Source organism: Mesorhizobium sp. B2-4-2, from assembly GCF_006442845.1.
Classification (GTDB): domain Bacteria; phylum Pseudomonadota; class Alphaproteobacteria; order Rhizobiales; family Rhizobiaceae; genus Mesorhizobium.
Map to the genome: position 1 here is coordinate 112294 of NZ_VFVM01000009.1, position 21608 is coordinate 133901.

The 21608-nt window shown below is 62.7% G+C and carries 21 protein-coding genes, 1 tRNA gene and 1 pseudogene; 14 read left to right on the plus strand and 9 right to left on the minus strand.

Translation table 11 applies throughout. The features are described from left to right. Nucleotides 1–16: 16 nt before the first annotated feature. From FJ942_RS20400 to FJ942_RS20415, 4 genes are read right to left on the minus strand one after another with little or no spacing between them, the layout of a single operon-like run. Nucleotides 17–994, minus strand: a complete 978-nt coding sequence (locus FJ942_RS20400; RefSeq protein ID WP_140557210.1) for a quinone oxidoreductase — start codon at nt 992–994, stop codon at nt 17–19. Nucleotides 995–1021: 27 nt separating this feature from the next. Further along, nucleotides 1022–1840: a phosphatidylcholine synthase gene (gene pcsA, locus FJ942_RS20405; RefSeq protein WP_140498605.1), complete on the minus strand. Its 819-nt coding sequence runs from the start codon at nt 1838–1840 to the stop codon at nt 1022–1024. Next, a complete protein-coding gene (locus tag FJ942_RS20410; protein WP_140515399.1) occupies nt 1837–2451 on the minus strand; it encodes a DUF1326 domain-containing protein in 615 nt (204 codons plus the stop codon). Before FJ942_RS20410 ends, pcsA begins: the two co-directional genes overlap by 4 nt. Nucleotides 2452–2465: 14 nt before the next feature. Further along, nucleotides 2466–3362 (minus strand): DUF2182 domain-containing protein, encoded by an 897-nt coding sequence (locus FJ942_RS20415; RefSeq protein ID WP_181168421.1) that lies wholly within the window; start codon nt 3360–3362, stop codon nt 2466–2468. A gap of 112 nt (nt 3363–3474) precedes the next feature. Between FJ942_RS20415 and FJ942_RS20420 the strand changes: the two genes are divergently transcribed. Both FJ942_RS20420 and hspQ read left to right on the plus strand, forming a co-directional pair. Then, nucleotides 3475–4689 carry a UbiH/UbiF family hydroxylase gene (locus tag FJ942_RS20420; protein ID WP_140564549.1) on the plus strand — a complete coding sequence of 405 codons (1215 nt, stop codon included), beginning with the start codon at nt 3475–3477 and terminating at the stop codon, nt 4687–4689. 159 nt (nt 4690–4848) lie between these two features. Next, nucleotides 4849–5172: a heat shock protein HspQ gene (hspQ, locus tag FJ942_RS20425; protein ID WP_181165343.1), complete on the plus strand. Its 324-nt coding sequence runs from the start codon at nt 4849–4851 to the stop codon at nt 5170–5172. 91 nt (nt 5173–5263) lie between these two features. Here hspQ and FJ942_RS20430 read toward each other — a convergent pair whose 3' ends face one another. Continuing rightward, a complete protein-coding gene (locus FJ942_RS20430; protein ID WP_140498608.1) occupies nt 5264–5893 on the minus strand; it encodes an invasion associated locus B family protein in 630 nt (209 codons plus the stop codon). A 225-nt stretch (nt 5894–6118) separates the two neighbouring features. On the opposite strand from FJ942_RS20430, the gene FJ942_RS20435 reads away from it, so the two are divergent. From FJ942_RS20435 to mgtE, 5 genes are all read left to right on the plus strand, one after another. Further along, nucleotides 6119–7939 (plus strand): extracellular solute-binding protein, encoded by a 1821-nt coding sequence (locus tag FJ942_RS20435; RefSeq protein ID WP_140515397.1) that lies wholly within the window; start codon nt 6119–6121, stop codon nt 7937–7939. Nucleotides 7940–8000: 61 nt separating this feature from the next. After that, complete coding sequence (locus tag FJ942_RS20440; protein ID WP_140498610.1) at nt 8001–8681, plus strand: DsbA family protein; 681 nt, start codon at nt 8001–8003, stop codon at nt 8679–8681. Nucleotides 8682–8745: 64 nt separating this feature from the next. Further along, nucleotides 8746–8925 (plus strand): hypothetical protein, encoded by a 180-nt coding sequence (locus FJ942_RS28695; RefSeq protein WP_140561208.1) that lies wholly within the window; start codon nt 8746–8748, stop codon nt 8923–8925. 372 nt (nt 8926–9297) lie between these two features. Further along, nucleotides 9298–11202 carry an ABC transporter ATP-binding protein/permease gene (locus FJ942_RS20450; RefSeq protein WP_181168624.1) on the plus strand — a complete coding sequence of 635 codons (1905 nt, stop codon included), beginning with the start codon at nt 9298–9300 and terminating at the stop codon, nt 11200–11202. Between the two features lie 290 nt (nt 11203–11492). Further along, nucleotides 11493–12857, plus strand: a complete 1365-nt coding sequence (mgtE, locus tag FJ942_RS20455) for a magnesium transporter (RefSeq protein WP_140664443.1) — start codon at nt 11493–11495, stop codon at nt 12855–12857. A 52-nt stretch (nt 12858–12909) separates the two neighbouring features. Here mgtE and gor read toward each other — a convergent pair whose 3' ends face one another. From gor to rpiA, 3 genes are all read right to left on the minus strand, one after another. Beyond that, complete coding sequence (gene gor / locus FJ942_RS20460) at nt 12910–14301, minus strand: glutathione-disulfide reductase (RefSeq protein ID WP_140825205.1); 1392 nt, start codon at nt 14299–14301, stop codon at nt 12910–12912. A 118-nt stretch (nt 14302–14419) separates the two neighbouring features. Further along, the gene (locus FJ942_RS20465; RefSeq protein ID WP_140515392.1) at nt 14420–15016 is read right to left on the minus strand and encodes a DUF2059 domain-containing protein; all 597 of its coding nucleotides are present in this window, start codon (nt 15014–15016) and stop codon (nt 14420–14422) included. A gap of 22 nt (nt 15017–15038) precedes the next feature. Continuing rightward, a complete protein-coding gene (gene rpiA, locus FJ942_RS20470; protein WP_140515391.1) occupies nt 15039–15734 on the minus strand; it encodes a ribose-5-phosphate isomerase RpiA in 696 nt (231 codons plus the stop codon). A gap of 387 nt (nt 15735–16121) precedes the next feature. Here rpiA and FJ942_RS20475 point away from each other — a divergent pair, with 387 nt between their 5' ends. From FJ942_RS20475 to FJ942_RS20495, 5 genes are all read left to right on the plus strand, one after another. Continuing rightward, nucleotides 16122–16805 (plus strand): phosphoglycolate phosphatase, encoded by a 684-nt coding sequence (locus FJ942_RS20475; RefSeq protein WP_140498617.1) that lies wholly within the window; start codon nt 16122–16124, stop codon nt 16803–16805. A gap of 375 nt (nt 16806–17180) precedes the next feature. Continuing rightward, nucleotides 17181–17255 (plus strand) — tRNA-Val (locus FJ942_RS20480). Nucleotides 17256–17451: 196 nt separating this feature from the next. Further along, nucleotides 17452–17625, plus strand: coding sequence for a hypothetical protein (locus FJ942_RS28580; RefSeq protein WP_181165341.1), 174 nt, complete (start codon nt 17452–17454; stop codon nt 17623–17625). 304 nt (nt 17626–17929) lie between these two features. Beyond that, on the plus strand, nt 17930–18187 hold the full coding sequence (locus tag FJ942_RS20490) for a PepSY domain-containing protein (protein WP_140818714.1): 258 nt from the start codon (nt 17930–17932) through the stop codon (nt 18185–18187). Between the two features lie 166 nt (nt 18188–18353). Then, nucleotides 18354–18830, plus strand: a complete 477-nt coding sequence (locus FJ942_RS20495) for a hypothetical protein (RefSeq protein WP_140674673.1) — start codon at nt 18354–18356, stop codon at nt 18828–18830. Nucleotides 18831–18834: 4 nt separating this feature from the next. Here FJ942_RS20495 and FJ942_RS20500 read toward each other — a convergent pair whose 3' ends face one another. After that, the gene (locus FJ942_RS20500) at nt 18835–20730 is read right to left on the minus strand and encodes a murein L,D-transpeptidase (RefSeq protein WP_140818712.1); all 1896 of its coding nucleotides are present in this window, start codon (nt 20728–20730) and stop codon (nt 18835–18837) included. Between the two features lie 224 nt (nt 20731–20954). On the opposite strand from FJ942_RS20500, the pseudogene FJ942_RS28910 reads away from it, so the two are divergent. Continuing rightward, nucleotides 20955–21134: pseudogene (locus FJ942_RS28910) on the plus strand (TetR/AcrR family transcriptional regulator); the annotation flags it as partial. A 72-nt stretch (nt 21135–21206) separates the two neighbouring features. Further along, nucleotides 21207–21608: a rhodanese-like domain-containing protein gene (locus tag FJ942_RS20510; RefSeq protein WP_140498621.1), complete on the plus strand. Its 402-nt coding sequence runs from the start codon at nt 21207–21209 to the stop codon at nt 21606–21608.

The following is a 21608-nucleotide window of genomic DNA, read 5'->3' on the forward strand; positions in this document are numbered from 1 at the left end:
ACCAGGGCAGTTCCCGTCAGGGAACCAGTATGGTCGTGCCCGTGGTCCGGCGGCCTTCAAGATCCGCATGGGCTTTGCCCGCGTCCTTGAGTGCATAACGCTGGTTGATCTTGATCTCGACGGCGCCGCTAAGCACGACTTCGAACAAGGCCGCGGCCGAGGCGTCCAGATCCTCGCGTTTTGCATTGTAGACGAACAACGTCGGCCTTGTAGCGAACAAGGAGCCTTTCTGCGCCAGCAGCGACATCGAGAATGGCGGGATCGGTCCCGACGACTGGCCGAAGCTGACGAACATGCCGAGCGGCTTCAGGCAGTCGAGCGAGGCCGGGAATGTGTCGTTGCCGACGGAGTCGTAGACGACGTCGCATTTTTTGCCGCCGGTGATGGCCGCGACGCCGGCAACGAAATCCTGCTCCTTGTAGTTGATGACATGGTCGAAGCCGTGTGCCTTTGCGAGTTCGATCTTGTCGCTCGAACTTGCCGTGCCGATGACGGTCGCGCCCAGATGCTTCGCCCATTGGCCGAGAATGAGCCCGACGCCGCCGGCTGCCGCATGGAACAGGATGGTGTCGCCTGCCTTGACCTTGAAGGTCCGGCGCAAGAGATATTCGGCGGTCATGCCTTTCAGCATCATTGCTGCCGCCTGCTCGTCGCTGATGCCGTCCGGCACCTTGACGACCTTGCTGGCATCGATGACGCGCTCCTGCGCATAGGCGCCTGTGGTGACGGCATAGGCGATCCGGTCGCCGGGCTTCAGCCAGTCAACGCCCTCGCCCACAGTCAGGACCAAACCGGCGGCCTCGCTGCCGGGAATAAGCGGAAACCCGCCGGGCGGCGGATAGAGACCGGAGCGATGATAGACGTCGATGAAATTGAGGCCGATTGCCGTGTGCCTGACCAGGATCTGCCCTGATCCCGGTTGGCCGGGATCGGTGTCCTCATAGGTCAGGACTTCCGGACCGCCATGGGCGTGGATGCGGACTGCTTTGGGCATGGTGGGCTTCCTTGAGAAATTTGCCGATCAGGCTTTTTTGGCACCGAGATTTGGAAAGAACTGCATGATGCCGCCGATACAGGCGAGATAGAGCCCGGTAACGGTAATGCCAATCTTTATGAAGGTGCTGACCTGCGCGCCCAGCACGCCGATCTGGTCATAGAAGGCGGCGAGTGCCGCTTGCGCAAGCGCAAGCGCGCCGAAAGCGCACCACAAAAGAGTCATTGCGAGATTGATGCGCCGCAGCCGCACCACCCTAACCGGATGGATGAAGTTGATCGGAACGAATGTCAGGATGCCCGCCACCACGACCACCGCGAACGAGACCCATTGTCCCGGCTCGATGACGAAGAGCGTGAACACCACCATGTTCCAGACAACGGGGAATCCCTTGAAGAAATTCTCCTTCGTCTTCATGCCGGTGTCTGCATAGTAGATCGCGCTGGACACCACGATGATGGCCGCCGACAGGAACGACAGGCCCTCGCCCATGAAGCCGCGCTGATAGAGCGCGAAGGCCGGGATCAGCACATAGGTGACATAGTCGATGATGTTGTCGAGGAGCTCTCCCGACCATGTTGGCAGGATTTCCTTGACCTCGAGCTTGCGCGCGATCGGCCCGTCTATGCCGTCGACGAACAGCGCCAGCCCCAGCCACCAGAACATGGCCGTCCAGCGCTCCTCGCTCGCCGCCACCAGCGACAGGAAGGCCAGGAACGAACCCGAGGCGGTCAGGAGATGCACCGAAAAGGCGCGCGCCTGCGGCCAGGTGACTTTCTTCTTCGGCCGCGGAATCCGGTCGGCGATTTTCTTGGCGGCTTTCCTGGCCGTTGTGTTCTTGCTCACGGGCCCTGCCAGTCCAGCTTGCAGATTTCGGCTGAACGGCCGCCGAAATTCCAGTTGCGACCAAAGGCTCGCATCTTGCTCTTGTCGGACTTGGCCACGATGATCTCCGGCGCGATCCAATATTCGGAATTGCTGATCACCGTGTCCTTGTCGCGGTCCTTGCCGGCAATTGGCGTGACCGCCCCATCGATGATCTTCGGTATCTGGAAGATACGCGTCTTGTCGCGTGTCTCATAGGTAATCGGCACTTGTTCGACACCGAGGAATTTGCCGACGAGGATCGAAAGCAGCGACGTCGTCCCGCCCGCCTTGCCGGTGAAAATCTTCGTCAACGCCTTGACCGCATAGATCGAGGCTCTGACGTCGATGAACAGGCCGGCGGTCCAGTTGCCGCGGCTCATATAGCCGGGGATTTCCATGATCAGCCCGAGATTAAGCCCTGACAGGTCGACCTCTCCGAAATGACCGGCATCGATACGGAAACCCGCCCAGGTCTGGCAATAGCCTTCGGTCGGAGGATGGCTGCCCAGCGACAGCACGCAAGGGCAAAAAACCGTGCAATTGCAGGAGAGTACGAGCTCCCCCTTCATTGCCCAGCTCGGATCCGTCATCGAGTTTCCCCCACTCATAGCGAGACTACTAGCAGCGCGGCTGCCCAGACAAGCAGTATCGCACCGGCCAGCCGGGTTGGAAGCCTGCCCGCGGCTTGTTTTTCGATCAGGGTGAACAGGCCGATCAGCGCCATCCAGAAGACGTTCATCACGCCCACGGCGAACATCACCAGCATCAGTGCCCAGCAACAGCCAAGGCACCAGATGCCTTGCGCGACGCCGAGCCGGAAAATGGCTGCAGGCCGCGCGCTCCAGTTGGCAAACAGGATCGCGAAGGGGTTCCTGCATTTCTTCAGGCAGGCCTCCTTCAGGCCACTGAACTGGTAGAGGCCGGCGACCAGCAAGGCGACAGCGCCGGCAATGCCCAGAACCGGATCGAACATCTGGCCTGACGAGGCGAACGCATCGATGGCGAGCGTCAGCGCCGCAAACCCAGCCGACGCGGCCAGCCATGTCGAGAGATAGCCGGCGACCAGCACCAGCGGATGGACGACCGGCTCATGCCTGATCCTGGCCGTATCGGCGATCTCGCAATAGGTTCGGATCATCGGCGCCGCCGAGGGCAGCATCGTCGCGGTCGCCATCAGGAACCACATTGCCGTCAGCGCACCGGCGCGCGGGCCGATATCTCCGTCCAGGGGCGCGGCCGAGAGGCAGAGGGCGAAGAACCGGGCCAGCGAATCGGGCAACGGCAGCTGCGGCAGGGTTTTCAACAAGGCGTCGCCGGGCGCGCCGATACCCGCGGCGCGTCCCTCCGCGGCGCGGACCGCCATTGCGGCCAGGGACAGCCAGGCAAGCAGGATGCCGGCGCCGACAACGAGGTTCACCGTCAAACGCGGGTTGCGTGCGATATCGGCCGTCGCACGGCCTGCGCTGTCGAGATGGCTGAAGTCGTCCTGGCGGCCGGTCATGACCTTCGAATGGGCCGAATCGCCCCGTTGATCAAGCCGTATGACCTGACCTATATGCTCATCGAGTGGCGGGGCGCGTGCGCTGCCCCGCATCGCAAGCCGGAAGCCGATCTTGGAGCATCAGAAAACAACACGGATACTCATCGCCGGCACGGGGCCGGCAGGGCTGATCGCCGCGCTCGGTTTCGCCGATGCCGGCTTTCCGGTGACGCTCGTCGGGCCGGAGGCATCCGCTCCCGATGGCCGCACGACGGCACTGATGAACCCTGCCTTGAAGGTGCTTGAGCGGCTGGGCGTCCTCGCCGACATCAAGCCGCAGGCCGCGCCCCTCAAGGTGATGCGCATCGTCGACGCGACCAACCGATTGATCCGCAGTCCGGTCGTCACCTTCCGCGCCAGCGAGATCGACGAGGATCAGTTCGGGCTCAACCTGCCCAATAGCGTCCTCATTCCCGCGCTCGCCGGCAGGGTTGCCGCGCATTCCGGGATCGCGTGGCTGACATCCATGGTCGATGCCTGGCATCTCGGCGCCGATAAGGCTCGCGCGGCCCTTGCCGACGGCAGCGTGATCGAAGCATCCCTGGCGGTTGCCGCCGACGGACGCCTGTCGCCGGCGCGCCAGGCGGCGGGAATCTCGACCGCCGCGCGGACTTATCCTCAGGCAGCGCTGGTGCTCAACTTCTCCCACAGCCGCGATCATGCCTTCACCTCGACCGAGTTCCATACCGAAACCGGTCCGTTCACGCAGGTTCCGCTGCCCGGCAACCGCTCGAGCCTGGTCTGGGTGGTCAAGCCGGAAACCGCCACGGAACTTGCCGCGCTGGACGATGCGACGTTGTCGCTGCGGGTCGAACAGCGGATGCAGTCCATGCTGGGCCGGGTGACGGTCGAGCCAGGCCGGCAGGTCTATCCGCTTGCAACGGCGACGCCGCTGCGTTTTGCGCGCGACCGGGTGGCGCTTGTCGGCGAAGCCGCCCACGTATTTCCGCCGATCGGCGCGCAAGGGCTCAATCTTGGCATCAGGGATATCGACGATCTTATTGGAATCGCGAATGAAAATTATGAAGACCCAGGGGCCGCGAAAGCCCTCGCCATCTATGACTTCAAGCGCCGGCCCGATATTCTGGCGCGCAGCAGCGCGGTCAATCTACTGAACATGTCGCTGCTTTCCGACCTGCTGCCGGCGCAGATGGCGCGCGGTGCCGGGCTCGGCGTGCTTGGTGGTTTTGCACCGCTTCGCGCTTTCTTCATGCGCGAAGGGCTCCGTCCCGGCAGCGGGTTTGCGGCGCTTGGCGGTGGCTTGGGAAAGCAAGCGCGCCAGCAGTGAGCTTGCGAACACATTTGCTGCCGGCAGGCATCGATGGCCGGCAACTCGCCCACAATCTTTGCTCCGTATCACACGCAGCTTGAGGACGCTCAAAGCTTCGGGATTGAATTGATTCGGAGTCTGCGCCAAATAAAGCTAAGGAATTCAGTGGTGAGTACGATGAGAACAGCCAAATTCGCGATCGGACAGGTGGTTCGCCATCGGCTGTTTCCGTTCCGGGGCATCATTTTCGATGTCGATCCGCAATTCGCCAATACGGAGGAATGGTACGAGGCGATCCCCGTCGACGTGCGCCCGCGCAAGGACCAGCCGTTCTACCATCTGCTCGCCGAGAATTCGGAAACCGAGTACATCGCCTATGTGTCCGAGCAGAATCTGCTCGAGGACCAATCGGGAGAACCGGTCCGCCACCCGCAGATCAAGGAAATGTTCGACAAAAAGCCGGACGGACGCTACGAACCGAAACGGCAGTCCAGGCATTGATCACCTCAGGCACTGATCAGTGAGTCAGGTGCAGAAGCAAAAAGCGGGGCATGACCCCGCTTTTTTGTGGCTTTGAGAATGCCCGAACCGATCAGTTCGCGGTCTTCGCCTTGTCCTGCTCTTCCTTGAGCTTCTTGGCGAAGTCCTGGTTGTTCTTGGCGACGAAATCCTGGAGCTTCTTCTGCCGGTCCTCGATGTCCGACTGCTGCAGCGGCGGGCCGTCATAGGCGCCGCTGAAGCCCTGCAGCGCGACCTTGATCGGATTGGGCTGGTTCTGGAAATTGATCGAGGTCAAGGTGAGCGCCTGGCCCTTCTTGAAGGAGGCGACGAGCTGGTCGGTCAGCGGCACTTCCGCCACGCAGCGGTCGGGGAAGCAGACCACATATTCAAGCTTCTGCGTTTTGCCGGTATCGATCTGGAGGCCAATGCCGGCACCAACCAGACGACCGGTCGGAACCGTCACCTGGAAGACCTTGCGGTTCACCTTGCCTTTCAGCTCGATCAGGCTCACGCCGGTGACCAACTGGCCGTTGCCGGCGGTGGTGATGTTCTGCACGTTGCAGATGTCGACGTCTTCCTGCTTTGTGCAAGCCTTGAACCAGCCCTGCGGGATCTGTTGTTGCTGCTGTGCGGAAGCAACGGGAATTGCCGCGCCCAGAAAGCCGATCACGCCAGCGGCCATGACCGACAGGCGGTACGCATTGCTGTTCAGGCTCGTCATGTCGTGCACTTCCTCTCAAATGATCCCGGGGACCCGCTTCTTCGCGCCGTGTGGTCCAGCTACCTGTTGCCGAAATGAGGCAACAGAATGACTTCGGACGGCGTGTTACACTGCAAGCGGTGCCGAATCCAGCCCGCAATCTGCGATTCTTGGCAACGAACATTGGCGGTGCCCCATGCTAGTGTGCGCACCGAATCATCAAGCCGACCCGGTAAGGAGACGGTCATGGGCCGCGTTCTCGTTTGGCTGATCACCGCGACATCATTTTTCGCCCTTTCGCCCCTGCCGGCGGCGTCGGAACCCAGATATGCAATTGCCATGCAGGGTGAGCCGGCCCTGCCGCCCGACTATGCGCATTTCGACTACGTCAATCCCGACGCGCCGAAGGGCGGCAGCATTACCTATTGCGTCGTCGGCAGTTTCGACAATCTCAACCCCTTCATCCTGAAGAGCCTGCGCACCACGGCGCGCGGCATGATGGACACGATCTTCGGCAATCTGGTCTTCGAGCCGCTGATGCAGCGCAATGCCGACGAGGCCTTCACGCTCTATGGCTTGCTTGCCGAGTCGGCCGACATGGATTCCGAGCGCAAGAGCATCGAATTCCATCTCAACCCGAATGCCAAATGGTCGGACGGCCAGCCGGTGACGCCGGAGGACGTGCTGTTCACCTACGATGCCTATACGCAGAAAGGCCGTCCGCCCTACAGCGACCGCATGGCCAGGATTGCCAAGCTTGAGAAGACCGGCGACCACAGCGTGCGGTTCACCTTCAACGACAAGGCCGATCGCGAATTTCCGCTGATCATCGCGCTGACGCCGATCATCCCCAAGCACGCCTTCGACATCGAGACTTTCGACAGGACGACGCTGAAGCCGTTGATCGGCAGCGGCCCCTACAGGATCGCACAGGTGACGCCCGGCCAGCGCATCGTTTTCAAGCGCAACCCGGACTATTGGGGCAAGGATATTCCGGCCAAGCGCGGCTTCGACAATTACGACCAGATCACCATCGAATATTTCCTCAACGCCAATGCCAAGCTCGAGGCGTTCAAGAAAGGCCTTTGCGCCATCGACGACGACAGCGATCCGGTGAAGCGCGAACGCGATCTGGATTTTCCCGCTTTCCATAGGGGAGAGGTGGTTGCCGAAACTTTCGACACCGGTATTCCACCCGTCGTGACCGGTTTCCTGTTCAACACGAGGCTGCCGAAATTCTCGAACCCCGTGGTGCGTCAGGCGCTCGGCATGCTCTACGACTTCGAATGGGCCAACAAGAACCTGTTTGGCGGCAAATACGCGCGAACGATGAGCTACTGGCAGAATTCCGAGCTTTCGGCGCTCGGCCATCCGGCCGACGACAGGGAAAAAGCGTTGCTGGCGCCCTACCCCGGCCGCGTGCCGGCCGACGTCATGGACGGAACCTGGCGGCCGCCGGTGACCGATGGCTCGGGCCAGGACCGAAAGGTGCTGAAAGCGGCTTTCGATCTCCTGAAAAGCATCGGCTACCACCTGCAGGGCGGCACGATGCTCGACCCCGAGGGCAAGCCCTTCGGCTTCGAGATCCTGACCGCCTCGCAGGACGAGGAGCGTCTCGCCGGCATCTACCAGCGCACGCTGGAAAAGATCGGCATCGATGTCTCCATCCGCAGCCTCGACGGCGACCAGATACAGTCGCGCAAGCAGCGTTTCGATTTCGAGGTGCTGATCGGCTCGAGCGGCTTCAACAATTCGCTCTCGCCCGGCATCGAGCAGATCGGGCGTTGGTCATCCTCCGCCGCCAAGGCTGAAGGTTCGTTCAACCTCGCCGGCGTCGCCGATCCCGCGGTGGACGCTGCGATCGAGGCCATGTTGCGCGCCCGCACCAAGGAGGATTACGTCGCCGCCGTGCGCGTTCTCGACCGGTTGCTGATCTCCGGCAACTACATGGTGCCGATGCAGCACAACACGCAGCAATGGATTGCTTACTGGAATTATCTGGACCATCCGCAAAAGACGCCCATATTCGGTTACCAGTTGCCGACCTGGTGGCGAAAGCCGAACTGAGCATAGGCCCAGGAGTGGAAGCCCGGTAAGTGCACGGCGCCCGAACGTTCAGGAGATCGAGATGAGCCAAGCGAATACGATCACCATAGACGTGGTGTCCGACGTCGTGTGCCCATGGTGCTTCATCGGCCAGAAGCGGCTGGATAAGGCGGTCGCCGCCGCCGGCGAGGTGGATGTGCATATACGCTGGCGGCCGTTCCAGCTCGATCCGACCATTCCGCCGGAAGGCAAGGATCGCCGCGAGTATATGCTGGCCAAGTTCGGCAGCGACGAACACATTCGCCAGATCCACGCCCGTATCGAGCCGCTCGGTGAAGCCGAAGGCATTTCCTTCGCTTTCGGCGCCATCAAGGTCGCGCCCAACACGCTTGACGCCCATCGCGTCATTCGCTGGGCCGGTGCGGCTGGCGAAGACGTGCAGAACCGGCTGGTGCGCCGCCTGTTCCAGCTGAACTTCGAAGAAGGCGCCAACATCGGCGATCACGCCGTGCTGGTCGAGGCGGCGCGCGAGACCGGAATGGACGCATCCGTTGTCGAGACGCTCTTGCCGACCGATGCCGATGTCGAGGCGGTTCGCACCGAGATCGCCACCGCGTCGCGCATGGGCATATCAGGCGTGCCATGCTTCCTGCTGGAGGGCAAATATGCGGTGATGGGCGCGCAGGACGTCGACACGCTCGCCGACGCCATCCGCCAGGTAGCCGCCGCCAAGGCGCGTGGCGAACTGGAAAAAGTCGACTGAACCCGATCTTAAACGCAGGATTTTCAAGCAGCCCTCCCCGGGCGTGAGGCAACGCCTGGCCCCCGTGGGTTCCGCGATCATTGGCTTTGCCGACGTCGCGGCCTGCCTTGATGCCGCCGGTCCGGTCGATCGCTGGCTTGCACAGCGTCTCAGGTCATTTCCGGACTTCCGGCGGGGACATGCCGGCGAGGAATCAGGCGTCCAGGGCGACGTGTTTTCCGGAATTTTGATTAGCCTGCAATGAAAAGCCGGCTTGCCGGGCAGCCCAAGCGGGTCACAAATTCGTGCGAACGCCTTCCCTAGGGGAAGGTAGAAACGTCGCGCTCTGATGCCGCGTAATTACCTGACATCACTAGCTTAAACCGGCTTTTCGTCGGCTTTGGCGCGACGCTCGGGAAGCCGAACCTGTTGCCCTGCAGCCACGGCATCCACCTCAATCCCGCTGCCCCCCTATAAAAAATAATGGAAAATGATCAATTGGTGTTACCATCCGTAACAATACAAAAAAGGTTTGGGCGGGATTGTGATTCGGGTCGACAGACCACCGCAACTGTCAGGAACAGATGGACTACACAGCGATGCCGCAAGGCGGTCGCTTCTGACCCCGGTTTCCTCGATGCGCAGCTTCTGGGGCCTGATGCGCGCCTACTGGGTCTCGGACCGGTGGAAGGAGGCCTGGACGCTGACGCTGGTGATCGCGCTGCTCACCGCTCTGTCCAGCAAGGCCGGCGTCTGGTTCGCAGAAGCGTCCGGAGAACTGGTCAACTCGATCGCCTTCTTCCACGACGCCGCCAACACCACCCCTCTCCAGACGCTTTTGGCCAATGCCGGTATTTTGGTGCTGCTGGTCGTGCTCAAGGACGCCGGCTTCACGGGCATCCGCAATCTTGTCTCGGCAACCTTGCACCGCAAATGGCGCGGTTGGCTCGACAGCCGTTTCAACGAGGCGCTGCTGGACGGCAACCACACCCATTTCCACGCCCAGCATGCCTCGACCGGCAATGGCGCGCCGGCCCCCGACAACATCGATCAGCGCGTCCAGGAATCGATCAAGGACATGACGGGCGGCGCCATCGGGCTGGCCATGGGTGTGCTGGGTGTCGCCACCTCGCTCTATTTCGTCGGCCAGAAGCTGCTCGAGACCTCCGTCGAGGTAAAGGGGCTCGAATTCCTCGGCAGCTATGGCAGCGCCATCCTCGCCCTCCTTGCCGTCGCCATCTATGTGCCGCTCAACACTTGGATCGCGGTAAAGCTCGGTGGCATGCTCGAGCGTCTCAATGTCAGGATGCAGCAGGCCGAAGGCAGTTACCGTGGCGAGCTGACGACATTCCTGCGCCGCAGCTTCCATGTCGCGGCCTCGCGCGGCGAAGGCGTGCAGAGGACCATGCATGGCCGCCTCTATGGCGATATTGACGGCACATGGACGCGGCTCAACATCGTCAACACCGTCTACATGTCGTTCGAGCTGATCTACAATTTCATCGGCGCCCGCATTGTCGCCTATGGACCGGGCCTTGTGCCGTTCATCCACAACGGCTTCGACCTGAAGGGCTACATAACCGGCTCCGAACTGGTCAATTCGCTGATCGGCCAATGTTCGTGGTTCATCCATGTCATGCCCGCCATCGCCACCCTGCGCGCCAACAGCCAGCGTGTCACCGAGTTGGCCAATGCGATCGAGAACGTTCAGCACCCCCAGGAATTCTACAGCCAGAGCGGCCGTTCCGACTTCCGCTACGCCAGCCAGAACCCGGTTTTTGGCTTGACCATCCAGAAGCTCGAACTGGCGCATCAGGGTGAGGACGCAACGCCTTTCCTCGTAGCGGCGAACCTGCGCTTCCGGCGCGGCGAATGGACCTTCCTGAAAGGCGAATCCGGCTGCGGCAAGACCTCGCTGATCAAGGCCATCAACGGCCTGTGGCCCTACGGCCGCGGCACCATCGTCTTCCCCGAAGGGGTGAAGAGTTTCTATGCAGCCCAGGAGGTCAAGCTGCAGCAGGTGACCCTGAAGCAGCTGGTCTGCCTGCCGGGCTCCGAGCACGACCATGGCGACGCGCAGGTCGCGTCCGCGCTGCACAAGGCGGGTCTGGGCGACTTCATCGAGAATATGGGCGACGAAAGCCGCGAAGGCAAAAGCTGGGATCAGGTCCTGTCCGGCGGTCAGAAACAGAAGCTGGTGGTGGCCCGCATCGTGCTCCATCAACCCGGGCTACTATTCCTGGACGAGGCGACCGGCGCACTCGATCCGGAGGGCAAGGTTGCCTTCCACCAGGCGATCAAGGACAACTGCCCCGATGTAACGGTGATCAGCGTCATGCATGAAGCGGTGGCGCCGCGATCGGTCACCGGCGCCGAGTTCTACCACTCGATCGTCGCGATCGCGGACGGCGTCGCCACCAAGAAGCCGCTGGTGCCGAGCCTGCCTCCCGAGCTCACCACCATTCTCGCACAGCCGGGGCCGGTGCCAAGGCCGGTCGACGACAAATGGCTGCGTTTTCCGCGCCGGCTGAAGCAGAAGTAGCCGGACTCGCCGCGGCATAGGCCGTCCAGCCATTTTACTGTTTCGGCGCGATACGCTTCAGCGATCACAGTCTCGCGACTGGGGCATGTTGCCCGCATTTTCCTCGATCACCTCGATTGACAGGGCAAGGCGAGCTCCTATGTTGCACCCGCTCGCAGACATCAAACTCGAACCCGCGAGCGGAAAGGTCACCGCGCCATGCCTGGCGACAGTCACAGTCGAACGCAACCGCCGTCCGCCCTGACGTGACCTCGACGGTTCACGTCTTGCCGGACGGCAAGGAGTGAACCATGAACGATTTTTCCCCCGTAGCGGACGACGAGGCCGTCGCCATCGCCCGCATCCTTGCAAACGACCATGTCGCAGACGTGGTCGAAGCGCTCAACCGCGAGTCGCGCGAAACGGCGACCGAGCTGCTTTGCGAAGTGCCGTTCGAACGGCTGGTCGAGATCTTCGACCAGCCGGAGCTCGAGGGCGCGCCCGAGCTGGCGGAGGCCTTGCCTCGCGCCAAGGCGGGCAAGCTGCTTACCGCCATGTCGGTCGATCGCGCTGCCGACATCCTGCGCGATCTTGACGAACCCGCCCGTTCCGAGCTGCTCGGCGTGCTGGCGCCCCCGCTGCGCGCAACCCTGCTCTCGATTCTCGGTTACCCCGAAGGCAGTGCCGCTTCGATCATGACGACGGAGTTCGTCAGCGTGCCCTCGGACTGGACCGTCGGCCGCACGCTCGACTACATCCGAAAGGTCGAGCGGACGCGCGAAACCGTCTACGCCATCTACATCGTCGATCCCGAGACGCATCTGCTCATGCGCTCGACCGGTCTGCGCCGGCTCATCACCGGCGAGCCTGACGATTCGATCCTGTCGGTGGCGCCGGACCGCGTGCCGGTGACCGTCACGCCTTTGACCGATCGCGAAACCCTGGCGCAGACGATCTCCAAATACGATTTGCTCGCCGTTCCCGTCGTCGATCACGGCAAGATCCTCGGCATCGTCACCATCGACGACATCATCGACACGATGATCGAGGAGACGACGGAGGACGTGCATCGCTTCGGCGGCATGGAGGCTCTGGACGAGCCCTACATGAAGATGAGCTTCCTCGCCATGATCCAGAAGCGTGCCGGCTGGCTGTGCGCGCTGTTCATCAGCGAGATGCTGACGGCCAACGCGATGCAAAGCTACGAGAGCGAGCTGGAAAAAGCGATCGTGCTGACGCTCTTCATTCCGCTGATCATGAGTTCCGGCGGCAATTCCGGCTCGCAGGCGACCTCGCTGGTCATACGCGCGCTGGCATTGCGCGAGATCGGCCTGCGCGACTGGTGGCGGGTGGCGTTGCGCGAATTGCCCACCGGCCTCCTGCTCGGGGCGATACTCGGCGTCGTCGGCATCTGCCGCATCGCGCTCTGGCAGTATTTCGACTTCTACGACTACGGCCCGCACTGGCCGTTGATCGCCGCGACGGTCGGAGCGGCATTGGTCGGCATCGTCACCTTCGGCTCGCTGTCGGGTTCGATGTTGCCGTTCGCCTTGAAACGCGTCGGCTTCGACCCGGCCAGCGCGTCGGCGCCGTTTGTCGCCACGCTGGTCGATGTCACCGGGCTTGTCATCTATTTCTCGGTGGCGCAGGTGATCCTGCGCGGCACGTTGCTGTAGCAGCTCTCCTAGCTGCGTCGCGGCAAGTACCTTGCCGCGGCGCGTTTGTCCGTCAGTCTACGCGCTCGCCATCCTTCACTCGGTAAGTCGGCTTGTACATGGTCACAAGCTCTTCCGCGGCCGTCGGATGCACGGCCATGGTGCGGTCGAAATCATCCTTGACCAGCCCGGCCTTCAGCGGAATGGCGAGAAGCTGCGCCATCTCGCCGGCATCCGGCCCCAATATGTGCGCGCCGAGTACCTTCTTAGACGCGCCATCGACCACCAGCTTCATCAGCATCTTTTCGTCGCGGCCGGACAAGGTGTGCCGCATCGGACGGAATGCCGCGCGATAGATCTCGATGTCGGGGAAGCGCTTGACCGCCTCGTCTTCCGACAGGCCGACCGTGCCGATCTCCGGCTGCGAGAACACGGCGGTGGCGATCGTGTCGTGGTCGGGCGCGGTCGGGTTGCCCTTGAAGGCGGTCTCGACGAAGCACATCGCCTCGTGGATCGCCACCGGCGTCAGTTGCACGCGATTGGTGACGTCGCCGATCGCCCAGATGTTTTCGACGTTGGTGCGGGAGTACGCGTCGACCTGGATCGCGCCGGTCGCGGTCATCTCGATGCCGATGCCTTCCAGTCCCATATTCTCGGTGTTGGGGATGCGGCCGATGGCGAGCATCACCTGGTCGACCGTCAGCGTCTGGCCGCCGGTGAGCAACGCGTCGAGCCGGCCGTCCGGCCGTTTGCGGATCCATTCCGAGACGGCATGGCAAAGGATCTTGATCCCCTTCTTCTCCATCGTTTCGTGCAGCATGCGCCGCAGGTCCATATCGAAGCGGCTGAGGATCTCCTTGCCGCGATAGACCAGCGTGGTGTCGACGCCCAGGCCATGGAAGATGTTGGCGAATTCGACCGCGATATAGCCGCCGCCTTCGATCATGATCGACTTGGGCAACTGCTTGAGGTCGAAGGCCTCGTTGGAGAAGATGCAGTGTTCGTGGCCGGGCAATGCCGGGTGCGGCGCCGGACGGCCGCCGGTGGCGATCAGGATCTGGTCGGCGGTGACGGTACGGTCCTGGTCCAGAAGATGCACCACATGCGGGTCGACGATCATGGCGCGCGTGTGAAAGGCCTCGCCGCCGGCGCCCTCGACGTTCCTCTTGTAGATCGCCTCCAGACGGCTGATCTCGCGGTCCTTGTTGGCGACCAGCGTGGGCCAGTCGAAACTGGCTTCCGGCACCGTCCAGCCATAGCCGGCGGCATCGGCGAAATGCTCGGGAAATTGCGAAGCATAGACATAGAGCTTCTTCGGTACGCAGCCTCTGATGACGCAGGTGCCGCCGAAGCGATATTCCTCGGCGATGCCGACGCGCTTGCCGAGCGCTGCGGCGACGCGCGCCGCCCTCACCCCGCCCGAACCGCCGCCGATAACGAAAAGATCGTAGTCGTAACCGGCCATTGCGCGGCTCCTTGAGCTTCGGAAAATGTGAGTGACAGGTAGGCCGCAAACCATCAAAAGAAAAGCCCGGACGAGCCGGGCTTCACAGATGGCCGCAGGGCCGTTTGGAATGGCAGGATCAGTTCTGCGTGTCGTCGGCAGGGGCCGATCCATCGGCAGGCGCGGCGCCATCGGCGGGCGCGGCCGCATTAGCAGGCGCTGCCGGCGCTTTCGCCTTGGCCGCCGCGGCCAGCGTTTCACCGACCTGCTGGGCGAGGTCACGAGCAAGCCCGTTCTGCCAGATATCGGCGGCCTTCACCAGGTCGCGCGTCACGGCCGGGCCGCTCTCGAGGAGCTTCTTGCCGGAGTCCGAATTGTAGAAGGTCGCGATGTCGTTGAGTTCCTGTTCGGAAAACACCTTCGCATAGGCAAGGGCCGCTTCCTTCTCCAGGTCGGCCCGGCGCGAGGCAAGCGCCAGCGCCTTCTCGCTGATCGTCTTGGCGATCAGCTCCTGCATGTCGGGGTTCTTTTGGATGAGCTGCGATTCGAGGGCGGCGGCGGCCTGCGGCAGGATGTTGTCGAACGGGTCGGTCGCATGGATCGCGGTGACCGCGGCGCGCGCCGCCTTCAGGTGTGCTTCCGTGACGTCCTGCGAGAACGCCGGCGAAGAGAAGGCGAAGACGGCCGATGCCGCCAGAAGGACGGACAAGCGGCGAACCCGGTTATGCAACATCATGGTCGATAGAACTCCCTGTTTTTCAGGCGGCATGGACGGTTTGGATGCCATCGCCCCCGGCGATGATGGCCGCTGACGCCAGCCCGATGAAAAGACCGTGCTCGACCACGCCGGGAATGGCGTGGAGAGCATTCGATAGCGCTCTTGTATCCGGAATGCGGCCAAAAGATGCATCGAGGATAAAGTGGCCGCCGTCTGTAACAAAAGCCTGGCCGCCCGTCATCCTCAATGTAACCGGACCGGAAAGGCCGAGCCTTGCAGCCGCCTTCCCGATCGCGATTTCGGTTGCGCGCAGGCCGAACGGGTTGACCTCGATGGGCAATGGAAAACGGCCGAGCGTCTCGACCATCTTGGAGCGATCGGCGATGACGATCATGCGAGCGGAAGCCGCCGCGACGATCTTCTCGCGCAGCAATGCGCCGCCGCCGCCCTTGATCAGCGTTAGTGCGGGGTCGACTTCGTCGGCGCCGTCCACGGTGAGATCGAGTTCCGGCGTGTCCTCCAGTGTCGACAGCGGCACCCCAAGCTCGCGGCACAGCGAGGCGGTGCGCTCGGACGTCGGCACGCCGATGATGGTCAGGCCGGTGGCCACCTTGTCGGCAAGCAGCCGCACGAACTCGTCGGCGGTGGTGCCGGTGCCGATGCCGAGCCGCATGCCGTCGGTGACATGGGCAAGGGCCGCCCGCGCGGCTTCGACCTTCAACTGTCTTGCATCCATGCCGCTTTTACCGCCCCGGAACCTGGTGTTTGCGGCTCCTACCATTTTTGCCGTCCCGGTCAAAGCCCTTGCAGCGGCGTAGGTTGATGACGTTCGGCCTCCCGTCAATGGTGTGCCCGCGCGGCCAGCGAGCGATGAGCGGGTAACGTTCATAGGAATTTTTTCTTATATGCCATTGACTGGGTGAAGGCAGTTATGCTACATATTTGCCTATGGTGCAGATTTGCGCCGGGACCCGCCGCACTGGCGGGTTTTTTCATGGCTGGCGGTTCGTCGCGAATGCCCGGTCCGGGGAGCTTGCTTGCCTGAACGAGCCTGCCCGGCGCTTGCCTTGACGCGCCGCAGCCTTTATCGCCTGCCCATTGCATAAACTGCCCAGGATGGATCATGACCCGCCCGATCATCGTGTTCGACCTCGACGGTACGCTGATCGACACAGCGCCGGACCTGCTCGACAGCCTTAACCACAGCCTTGCCGCCAGCGCGCTCGCGGCCGTCGACGAAGCCGGCTTCAGGCGCTTCGTCGGCCATGGCGGCCGCGTGATGATCGAACGGGCACACGCCGCGCAGCAGCGGTCCCTCGATGTCGCGGAACACGACCGGCTGCTGAAACTGTTCCTCGATCATTACACCCTCAACATTCCCGGCAAGTCCCGCCCCTACCCCGGCGTCCTCGAGGCGATCGCCCGCTTCGAGAAGGCCGGCTACCTCCTGGCCGTCTGCACCAACAAATACGAGGCCAACTCGCTGGCGCTGATCGAGGCGCTCGGCCTGACCAAACACTTCGCGGCGATTGCCGGACAGGATACCTTCGCCTTCCGCAAACCCGATCCGCGCCACCTCACCGAAACCATCAAGCGCGCCGGCGGCGACCCGCACCGCGCTTTGATGGTCGGCGATTCGCAGACCGACATCGACACCGCGAAAGCCGCCGGCATCCCCGTCGTGGCGGTCGATTTCGGCTACACCGACCGCCACGTGCGCGAATTCGAGCCCTCGGCGGTGATCTCGCATTTCGACGCGCTGACGCTGGACCTGGCCGAGCGGCTTATCGCGGCGGCGCAACATTGAACGGATAGCGGGCGGCCGGGACAGGTTCAATGACAGTTTCCTGTTTGCGGCGGATGCCTCTAATGATCGAAGTCGGCGCCGCCCCTCATCGCCCTGCCGGGCATTTCTCCCCGCACAGAGACGAGGAGAAGGGTCTGGCCGGAACGCTGGCGCCTCCATTGCAACGTTAAAAATTGGCGAAAACGGCGACACAGCCCCCTCTCCCCGTCTAGACGGGGAGAGGATGCCGGCAGGCAGGTGAGGGGCGGCGCCGGCGCTTGAAAGAGTATGACGAAACCTGAAGCGATTGCCCCCTGTGAGAACGCCGGACACCGCCTTGACTTCCCGCACCGCCCTCCCTTATATCGCGGCTCGCTTGGCCTTCGGGCAACGAGCGGGCGATTAGCTCAGCGGGAGAGCACACCCTTCACACGGGTGGGGTCGCAGGTTCAATCCCTGCATCGCCCACCATCCAACTAAACTGATTTGTTGGATGACTAGGCCCCTCCACTTTGTCCAAAAAAGCTACTGGCGCGTAGGCCAAACAGCTTGGCGCCTCGCCCTTATTGATTTTGGGTTTCCGTCACCATCTGTCGGTTTGTTTGTATGCAAATCAGTTGGGCGACGCTATGGTAGCTTCCTCAACGTCAGATTCTCGGGGGAGAACATGGCAGAACACGCCGTTGAAATCGTCAGGGAAAAGTCGTGGTCGGTTCGCGTGACCGTCAATGGCGTCACCACCACCGTCCCATTCTCGGCCGAAAGCTATGCGCGCTCATACGCCGACGGTCAGGCGTTCCGGCTGGGTGTGCAGGTGGCAGAGCTTAAGCGGTCAGCCTGACGCGTGGGGGTTGAGAAGCCCTCCGAAAAATTGCAGGTAGGCGACGAAAGCCGGATCATGTGGGGCGACGGCGAGCGGGCTCGGCCCGTGCGGGCGAGCAGGTATTCGAGAATCGCGATCGATTCGACCATGATCATTCGCCGTCTTGTAGCGCCGGGACAAAGCCGGCGGGGTTGATTGCAAGAAAATCGGGAATTGCTCGAGGGCAGTCACAAAGCCGATGCATAGCCTGGCCATCCATCCCGCCTGGGGAACAAACCTCCCCATCACTGAGTTTCCCCCTGTCGAAACTTGAGGGAAAACCATGACCAGATTTCTCGTGGCGACAAGCGTCGCCGTTCTTCTCGGCTCCGGCCCGGTTCTGGCGGCCGACGAAAAACCGCTGCCGCCGCCCAATGCCAAGAAATTGTCGGACATCATCGACAAGGTCGAGCAGCGCGATGGCTTCCGCTATGTCAAGGAGGTCGACTGGGATGATGGCGCCTATACCGTCACCTACTACACCGCCGACAAGGCGAAGGTCGAAATCACCTATGATCCGGTGACAGCCGAACCCAGATAGCTTCGTCAGGGGAAACCTGCGGGACGGGCAACCCGTTCTACGATCCCTCCCGGCAATGATCACCGGTTCCATCTGAAAATGCCGAGCCTGCGGCGTGAGATGTGCCCGCCCTTGCGCCAATGCACCTTTGATGGCTGATTACAGCGGAGCTTCACGGGGGGTATGCATGGCGACGGCCAGGCATGTGTTGAAACGTATCTTGATGGTGCTTGCCGGCTATCTCGTCGCCGTGCTGGTCGGACTGATTGCCATCGTCGCGATTTACGCTGCGCTGAGCTCCCTGCCCAATGCGCCCCGGTATTTCGACCTCATGGGCGTCTCGCCGATCGCGGCGCTGGTGGTGCCGCCGCTCGGCATGTTCATCTATTTCCTGACGATCGTGCTGACCGGGGCGCAGACCCTGATCTTCGCATTGATCGCCGAATTCTTCTCGTTGCGCGGCTTGCGGCTCCACATGCTCTTCGGCGGTGCGGCGGCGGTCGGCGGCTTTGCCCTGATCTGGCCGAGCGCGCTCGAGGACATGGCCTCGGAGCGCTGGGCCGACATCGGCATCATCGCCGCTGCAGGCCTGGTCGCCGGGCTTGTCTACTGGCTGATCGCAGGGCGCGACGCCGGTTTCCGGCGACCGCTCTCGGCCCGCTGAATTCTCAGCTCGACGGGGAGCGTGCCGCTTCGGTGGCGTCCAGGGCCTGCTTCAACCGCGTGTCCCGGTCGTAGACGTCGTTGAAGTATTCGACCTTGCCGGACATGTCTGGCCATGCGGTGAAATAGGCCACATAGACCGGGATTGTGCGCGTCACATTCTCGGTCGCGTGCCCGTGCTTCAGCTTCTCGGCGATGTAGTCGACCGACGTGCCCAGCACCGCAGCCGCCATGCCGCGCGGGTCCTGCAACCGCACGCAGCCGTGGCTGAGCGCACGCATATCGCGCTGGAAGAACGACTTCTGCGGCGTGTCGTGCATGTAGATGGCGTGCTTGTTGGGGAACAGGATCTTCAATTCGCCCAGCGCATTGGCCTCGCTCGGGAGTTGGCGCACGCTGTAGGGGATGTTCGCGCCATAGCCGCCCCAGTTGACCGCCGAGGACGGAATGCGCTTGCCGCGCGAATCGGTCACCTCATAGCCGGCGCGGTCGAGATAACCCGGATCGCCGCGCAATCTCGGCAGCATTTCGTTGACGATGATCGACTGCGGCACCCCCCAATAGGGATGGAAGTCGACCTGCTTGATCTGGTCGTAGAAGAAGGCGGTCTGGTTGGTGGTCCTGCCGATGACCGCACGGGTTTTCAGCTTTTCCTCGCCATTGTCGATGTAGCTCGCCGTGAAGGCTGGCTGGTTGATGAACACACGCGGGCTGCCGAGGTCGGATGGCAGCCAGCGCAGTTCTTCCAGCGCCACCTGTACCTTGAGCAACCGGTCGGCCTTGGACGTTCCGGCCAGCGACGCGACGGTGCGCGGTCCGATGACGCCGTCGCCCTTCATGCCTGCTTTTTGCTGCACCGCCTTGATGACCGGGACCAGCTCAGGGAGGTAGACGTCGCTGGTGGCGAGCCGCGACAGCACTTCGCCGTAGGCGCCGCCCATCTCGTCGTCGAGATCGCGCGCGATCAGGCTCAGCAGCTTGGGAAGCTCGGGACTGGTTTCGCCCGGCTTCAGCAACAGGTTGGGATCGACGACGATCTCGTTTTCGGCGCTCGCTTGCAGCGACTCCAGCTCGACGCGCAGCGCCTGGTACTCCGGGTTCTGCGGATGCCGCGATTCGAGATAGGTGCGCACTTCCTGGGTGTGCGCCAGCGTCTTCAAAACGCCTTCCATGTCGAGCGGCTTGGCGGGGAAATCATAGTAGCCGGTCATGCGGTTGGGTTCGACGCGGCCGCTTTGGGCATCATGGACATAGCGAAGCACGCGGGCCGACAGCGCCATTTCGAAGCGCACGAACTCCTTCAAACGTGCAGCGGCGTCACCAGTCGGCGCAGCGGCGGTCGGCACGTCGACCGTGTAGTCGGACGGTGCCAGGCCGTAGCTCGCCGCCTCGCCAAGCACCCGCACCGCGTCCTGCGCGCGGCTGTTGGCGTTGGCTCCGGTCACCCAGATGAAATCCGGATTGGCCGAATAATAGGCGATCAGCGCCTTGGCGATATCCGGCTCCGCATAGAGCTCGTAGTCGCTCAGTCCGGCGATTGCCTCGCGAAAGGCGTTGCCGGTGGCTGAGGGCACGAAGGCGGCGTCCTGCGGCGTCGCCGGCTGCGGCGCTGCCGTAAGCGCCGAGAAGTCGACGCGCACGAGCTTGTCGGCTTTGTAGGTGTAGTAGGAAGGGCTGCTGATCTTCACGCTGCCGCCGCCACCACCGCCGGCGGATACGTTGGGGTTCGGCTTGCGCCTTGGTGGCGGAGGAGGAAACTCACCTCGCGGCTCGTGCCTTACGCCGCCGCCGAAAAGCATGTCGAAAAGCCCCTGCGCGCCTGCTTGCGGCGTTCCCAGGGCCAGCGTCGCCACGAGCGCTGCAAGCGGCAACGCGGTAGCTTTGTTTCCCGGCAATTTCATGGTCACCCGCTCCAGCCGCAACCGGCTCCGTTCCGCACGCTCGTGCGTCTTGCCCACCGCATGGCGGATGTAAGACGCGACTATACCGATTCATACCGATTTCGTTAAGCTTTCATAAATTTTGGGGCGGCTGTGGCAGAACGGTTTCACAACATCGTGACGGCCGGAGCGGACACAATCCGCTCCGGCCGTCGAAGCCCAGGGGCGTCGTCAGACCTCGGCGCATGGCCGTGGGCGAATTGCCGAGGAGTTTCGACTGCGAAGCCGCTGCGACCTCTTTCGCGACGGCTCAACACGGCATGTCGATCCAGGCGCGCGACGGTGCTTCGCATGCGGCCCTGCTGGCGACCGCGGAGGGGGCATTGGCGGCCTGGAAGACGATAGCCGGTCCCGACGCGGGATGACAAACGCCGGGCGTTGTGCTCGAAATCCGAACGGACGGAGCGCCAGTCTAAACGGGCCGGGAGGATCGAACGGTGAAAAAGGGTTATCGCGAACTGCTGGACGAGGCGAATGCCGAGATCGAAGTGCTTTCGCCCGAGGAAGCGGCAGCCCTGATCGAGGACGAAGGCACCATCTTTGTCGACCTGCGAGATCCTCGCGAGATTGAACGCGACGGCAGGATTCCCGGCGCGAAACATGTCACCCGTGGCATGCTGGAATTCTGGATCGATCCCGAGAGCCCTTATCACAAGCCGTTCTTCGCTTCGGGAAAGAGCTTCGTGTTCTTCTGCGCCGGCGGCTGGCGTTCGGCGCTCGCCACCAAGACCGCGCAGGACATGGGGCTGTCGCGGGTCAAGCATATCCTTGGCGGCTACACCGCCTGGAAGGCGGCCGGACTGCCGGTGGAACCCGGCGAGAAGAAGAAACAGCCCTGA

Bases quoted from the DNA above. Each gene is read 5' to 3' on its own strand.
- FJ942_RS20430 (WP_140498608.1), bottom strand. From the start codon at position 5,893: ATGACGAGCCTGAACAGCAATGCGTACCGCCTGTCGGTCATGGCCGCT.
- FJ942_RS20440 (WP_140498610.1), top strand. From the start codon at position 8,001: ATGAGCCAAGCGAATACGATCACCATAGACGTGGTGTCCGACGTCGTG.
- rpiA (WP_140515391.1), bottom strand. From the start codon at position 15,734: ATGGATGCAAGACAGTTGAAGGTCGAAGCCGCGCGGGCGGCCCTTGCC.
- mgtE (WP_140664443.1), top strand. From the start codon at position 11,493: ATGAACGATTTTTCCCCCGTAGCGGACGACGAGGCCGTCGCCATCGCC.
- FJ942_RS20450 (WP_181168624.1), top strand. From the start codon at position 9,298: ATGCGCAGCTTCTGGGGCCTGATGCGCGCCTACTGGGTCTCGGACCGG.
- FJ942_RS20500 (WP_140818712.1), bottom strand. From the start codon at position 20,730: ATGAAATTGCCGGGAAACAAAGCTACCGCGTTGCCGCTTGCAGCGCTC.
- FJ942_RS20490 (WP_140818714.1), top strand. From the start codon at position 17,930: ATGACCAGATTTCTCGTGGCGACAAGCGTCGCCGTTCTTCTCGGCTCC.
- FJ942_RS20495 (WP_140674673.1), top strand. From the start codon at position 18,354: ATGGCGACGGCCAGGCATGTGTTGAAACGTATCTTGATGGTGCTTGCC.
- hspQ (WP_181165343.1), top strand. From the start codon at position 4,849: ATGAGAACAGCCAAATTCGCGATCGGACAGGTGGTTCGCCATCGGCTG.
- FJ942_RS28580 (WP_181165341.1), top strand. From the start codon at position 17,452: ATGGCAGAACACGCCGTTGAAATCGTCAGGGAAAAGTCGTGGTCGGTT.
- FJ942_RS20400 (WP_140557210.1), bottom strand. From the start codon at position 994: ATGCCCAAAGCAGTCCGCATCCACGCCCATGGCGGTCCGGAAGTCCTG.
- FJ942_RS20435 (WP_140515397.1), top strand. From the start codon at position 6,119: ATGGGCCGCGTTCTCGTTTGGCTGATCACCGCGACATCATTTTTCGCC.
- FJ942_RS20415 (WP_181168421.1), bottom strand. From the start codon at position 3,362: ATGACCGGCCGCCAGGACGACTTCAGCCATCTCGACAGCGCAGGCCGT.
- gor (WP_140825205.1), bottom strand. From the start codon at position 14,301: ATGGCCGGTTACGACTACGATCTTTTCGTTATCGGCGGCGGTTCGGGC.
- FJ942_RS20410 (WP_140515399.1), bottom strand. From the start codon at position 2,451: ATGACGGATCCGAGCTGGGCAATGAAGGGGGAGCTCGTACTCTCCTGC.
- FJ942_RS20465 (WP_140515392.1), bottom strand. From the start codon at position 15,016: ATGATGTTGCATAACCGGGTTCGCCGCTTGTCCGTCCTTCTGGCGGCA.
- FJ942_RS20475 (WP_140498617.1), top strand. From the start codon at position 16,122: ATGACCCGCCCGATCATCGTGTTCGACCTCGACGGTACGCTGATCGAC.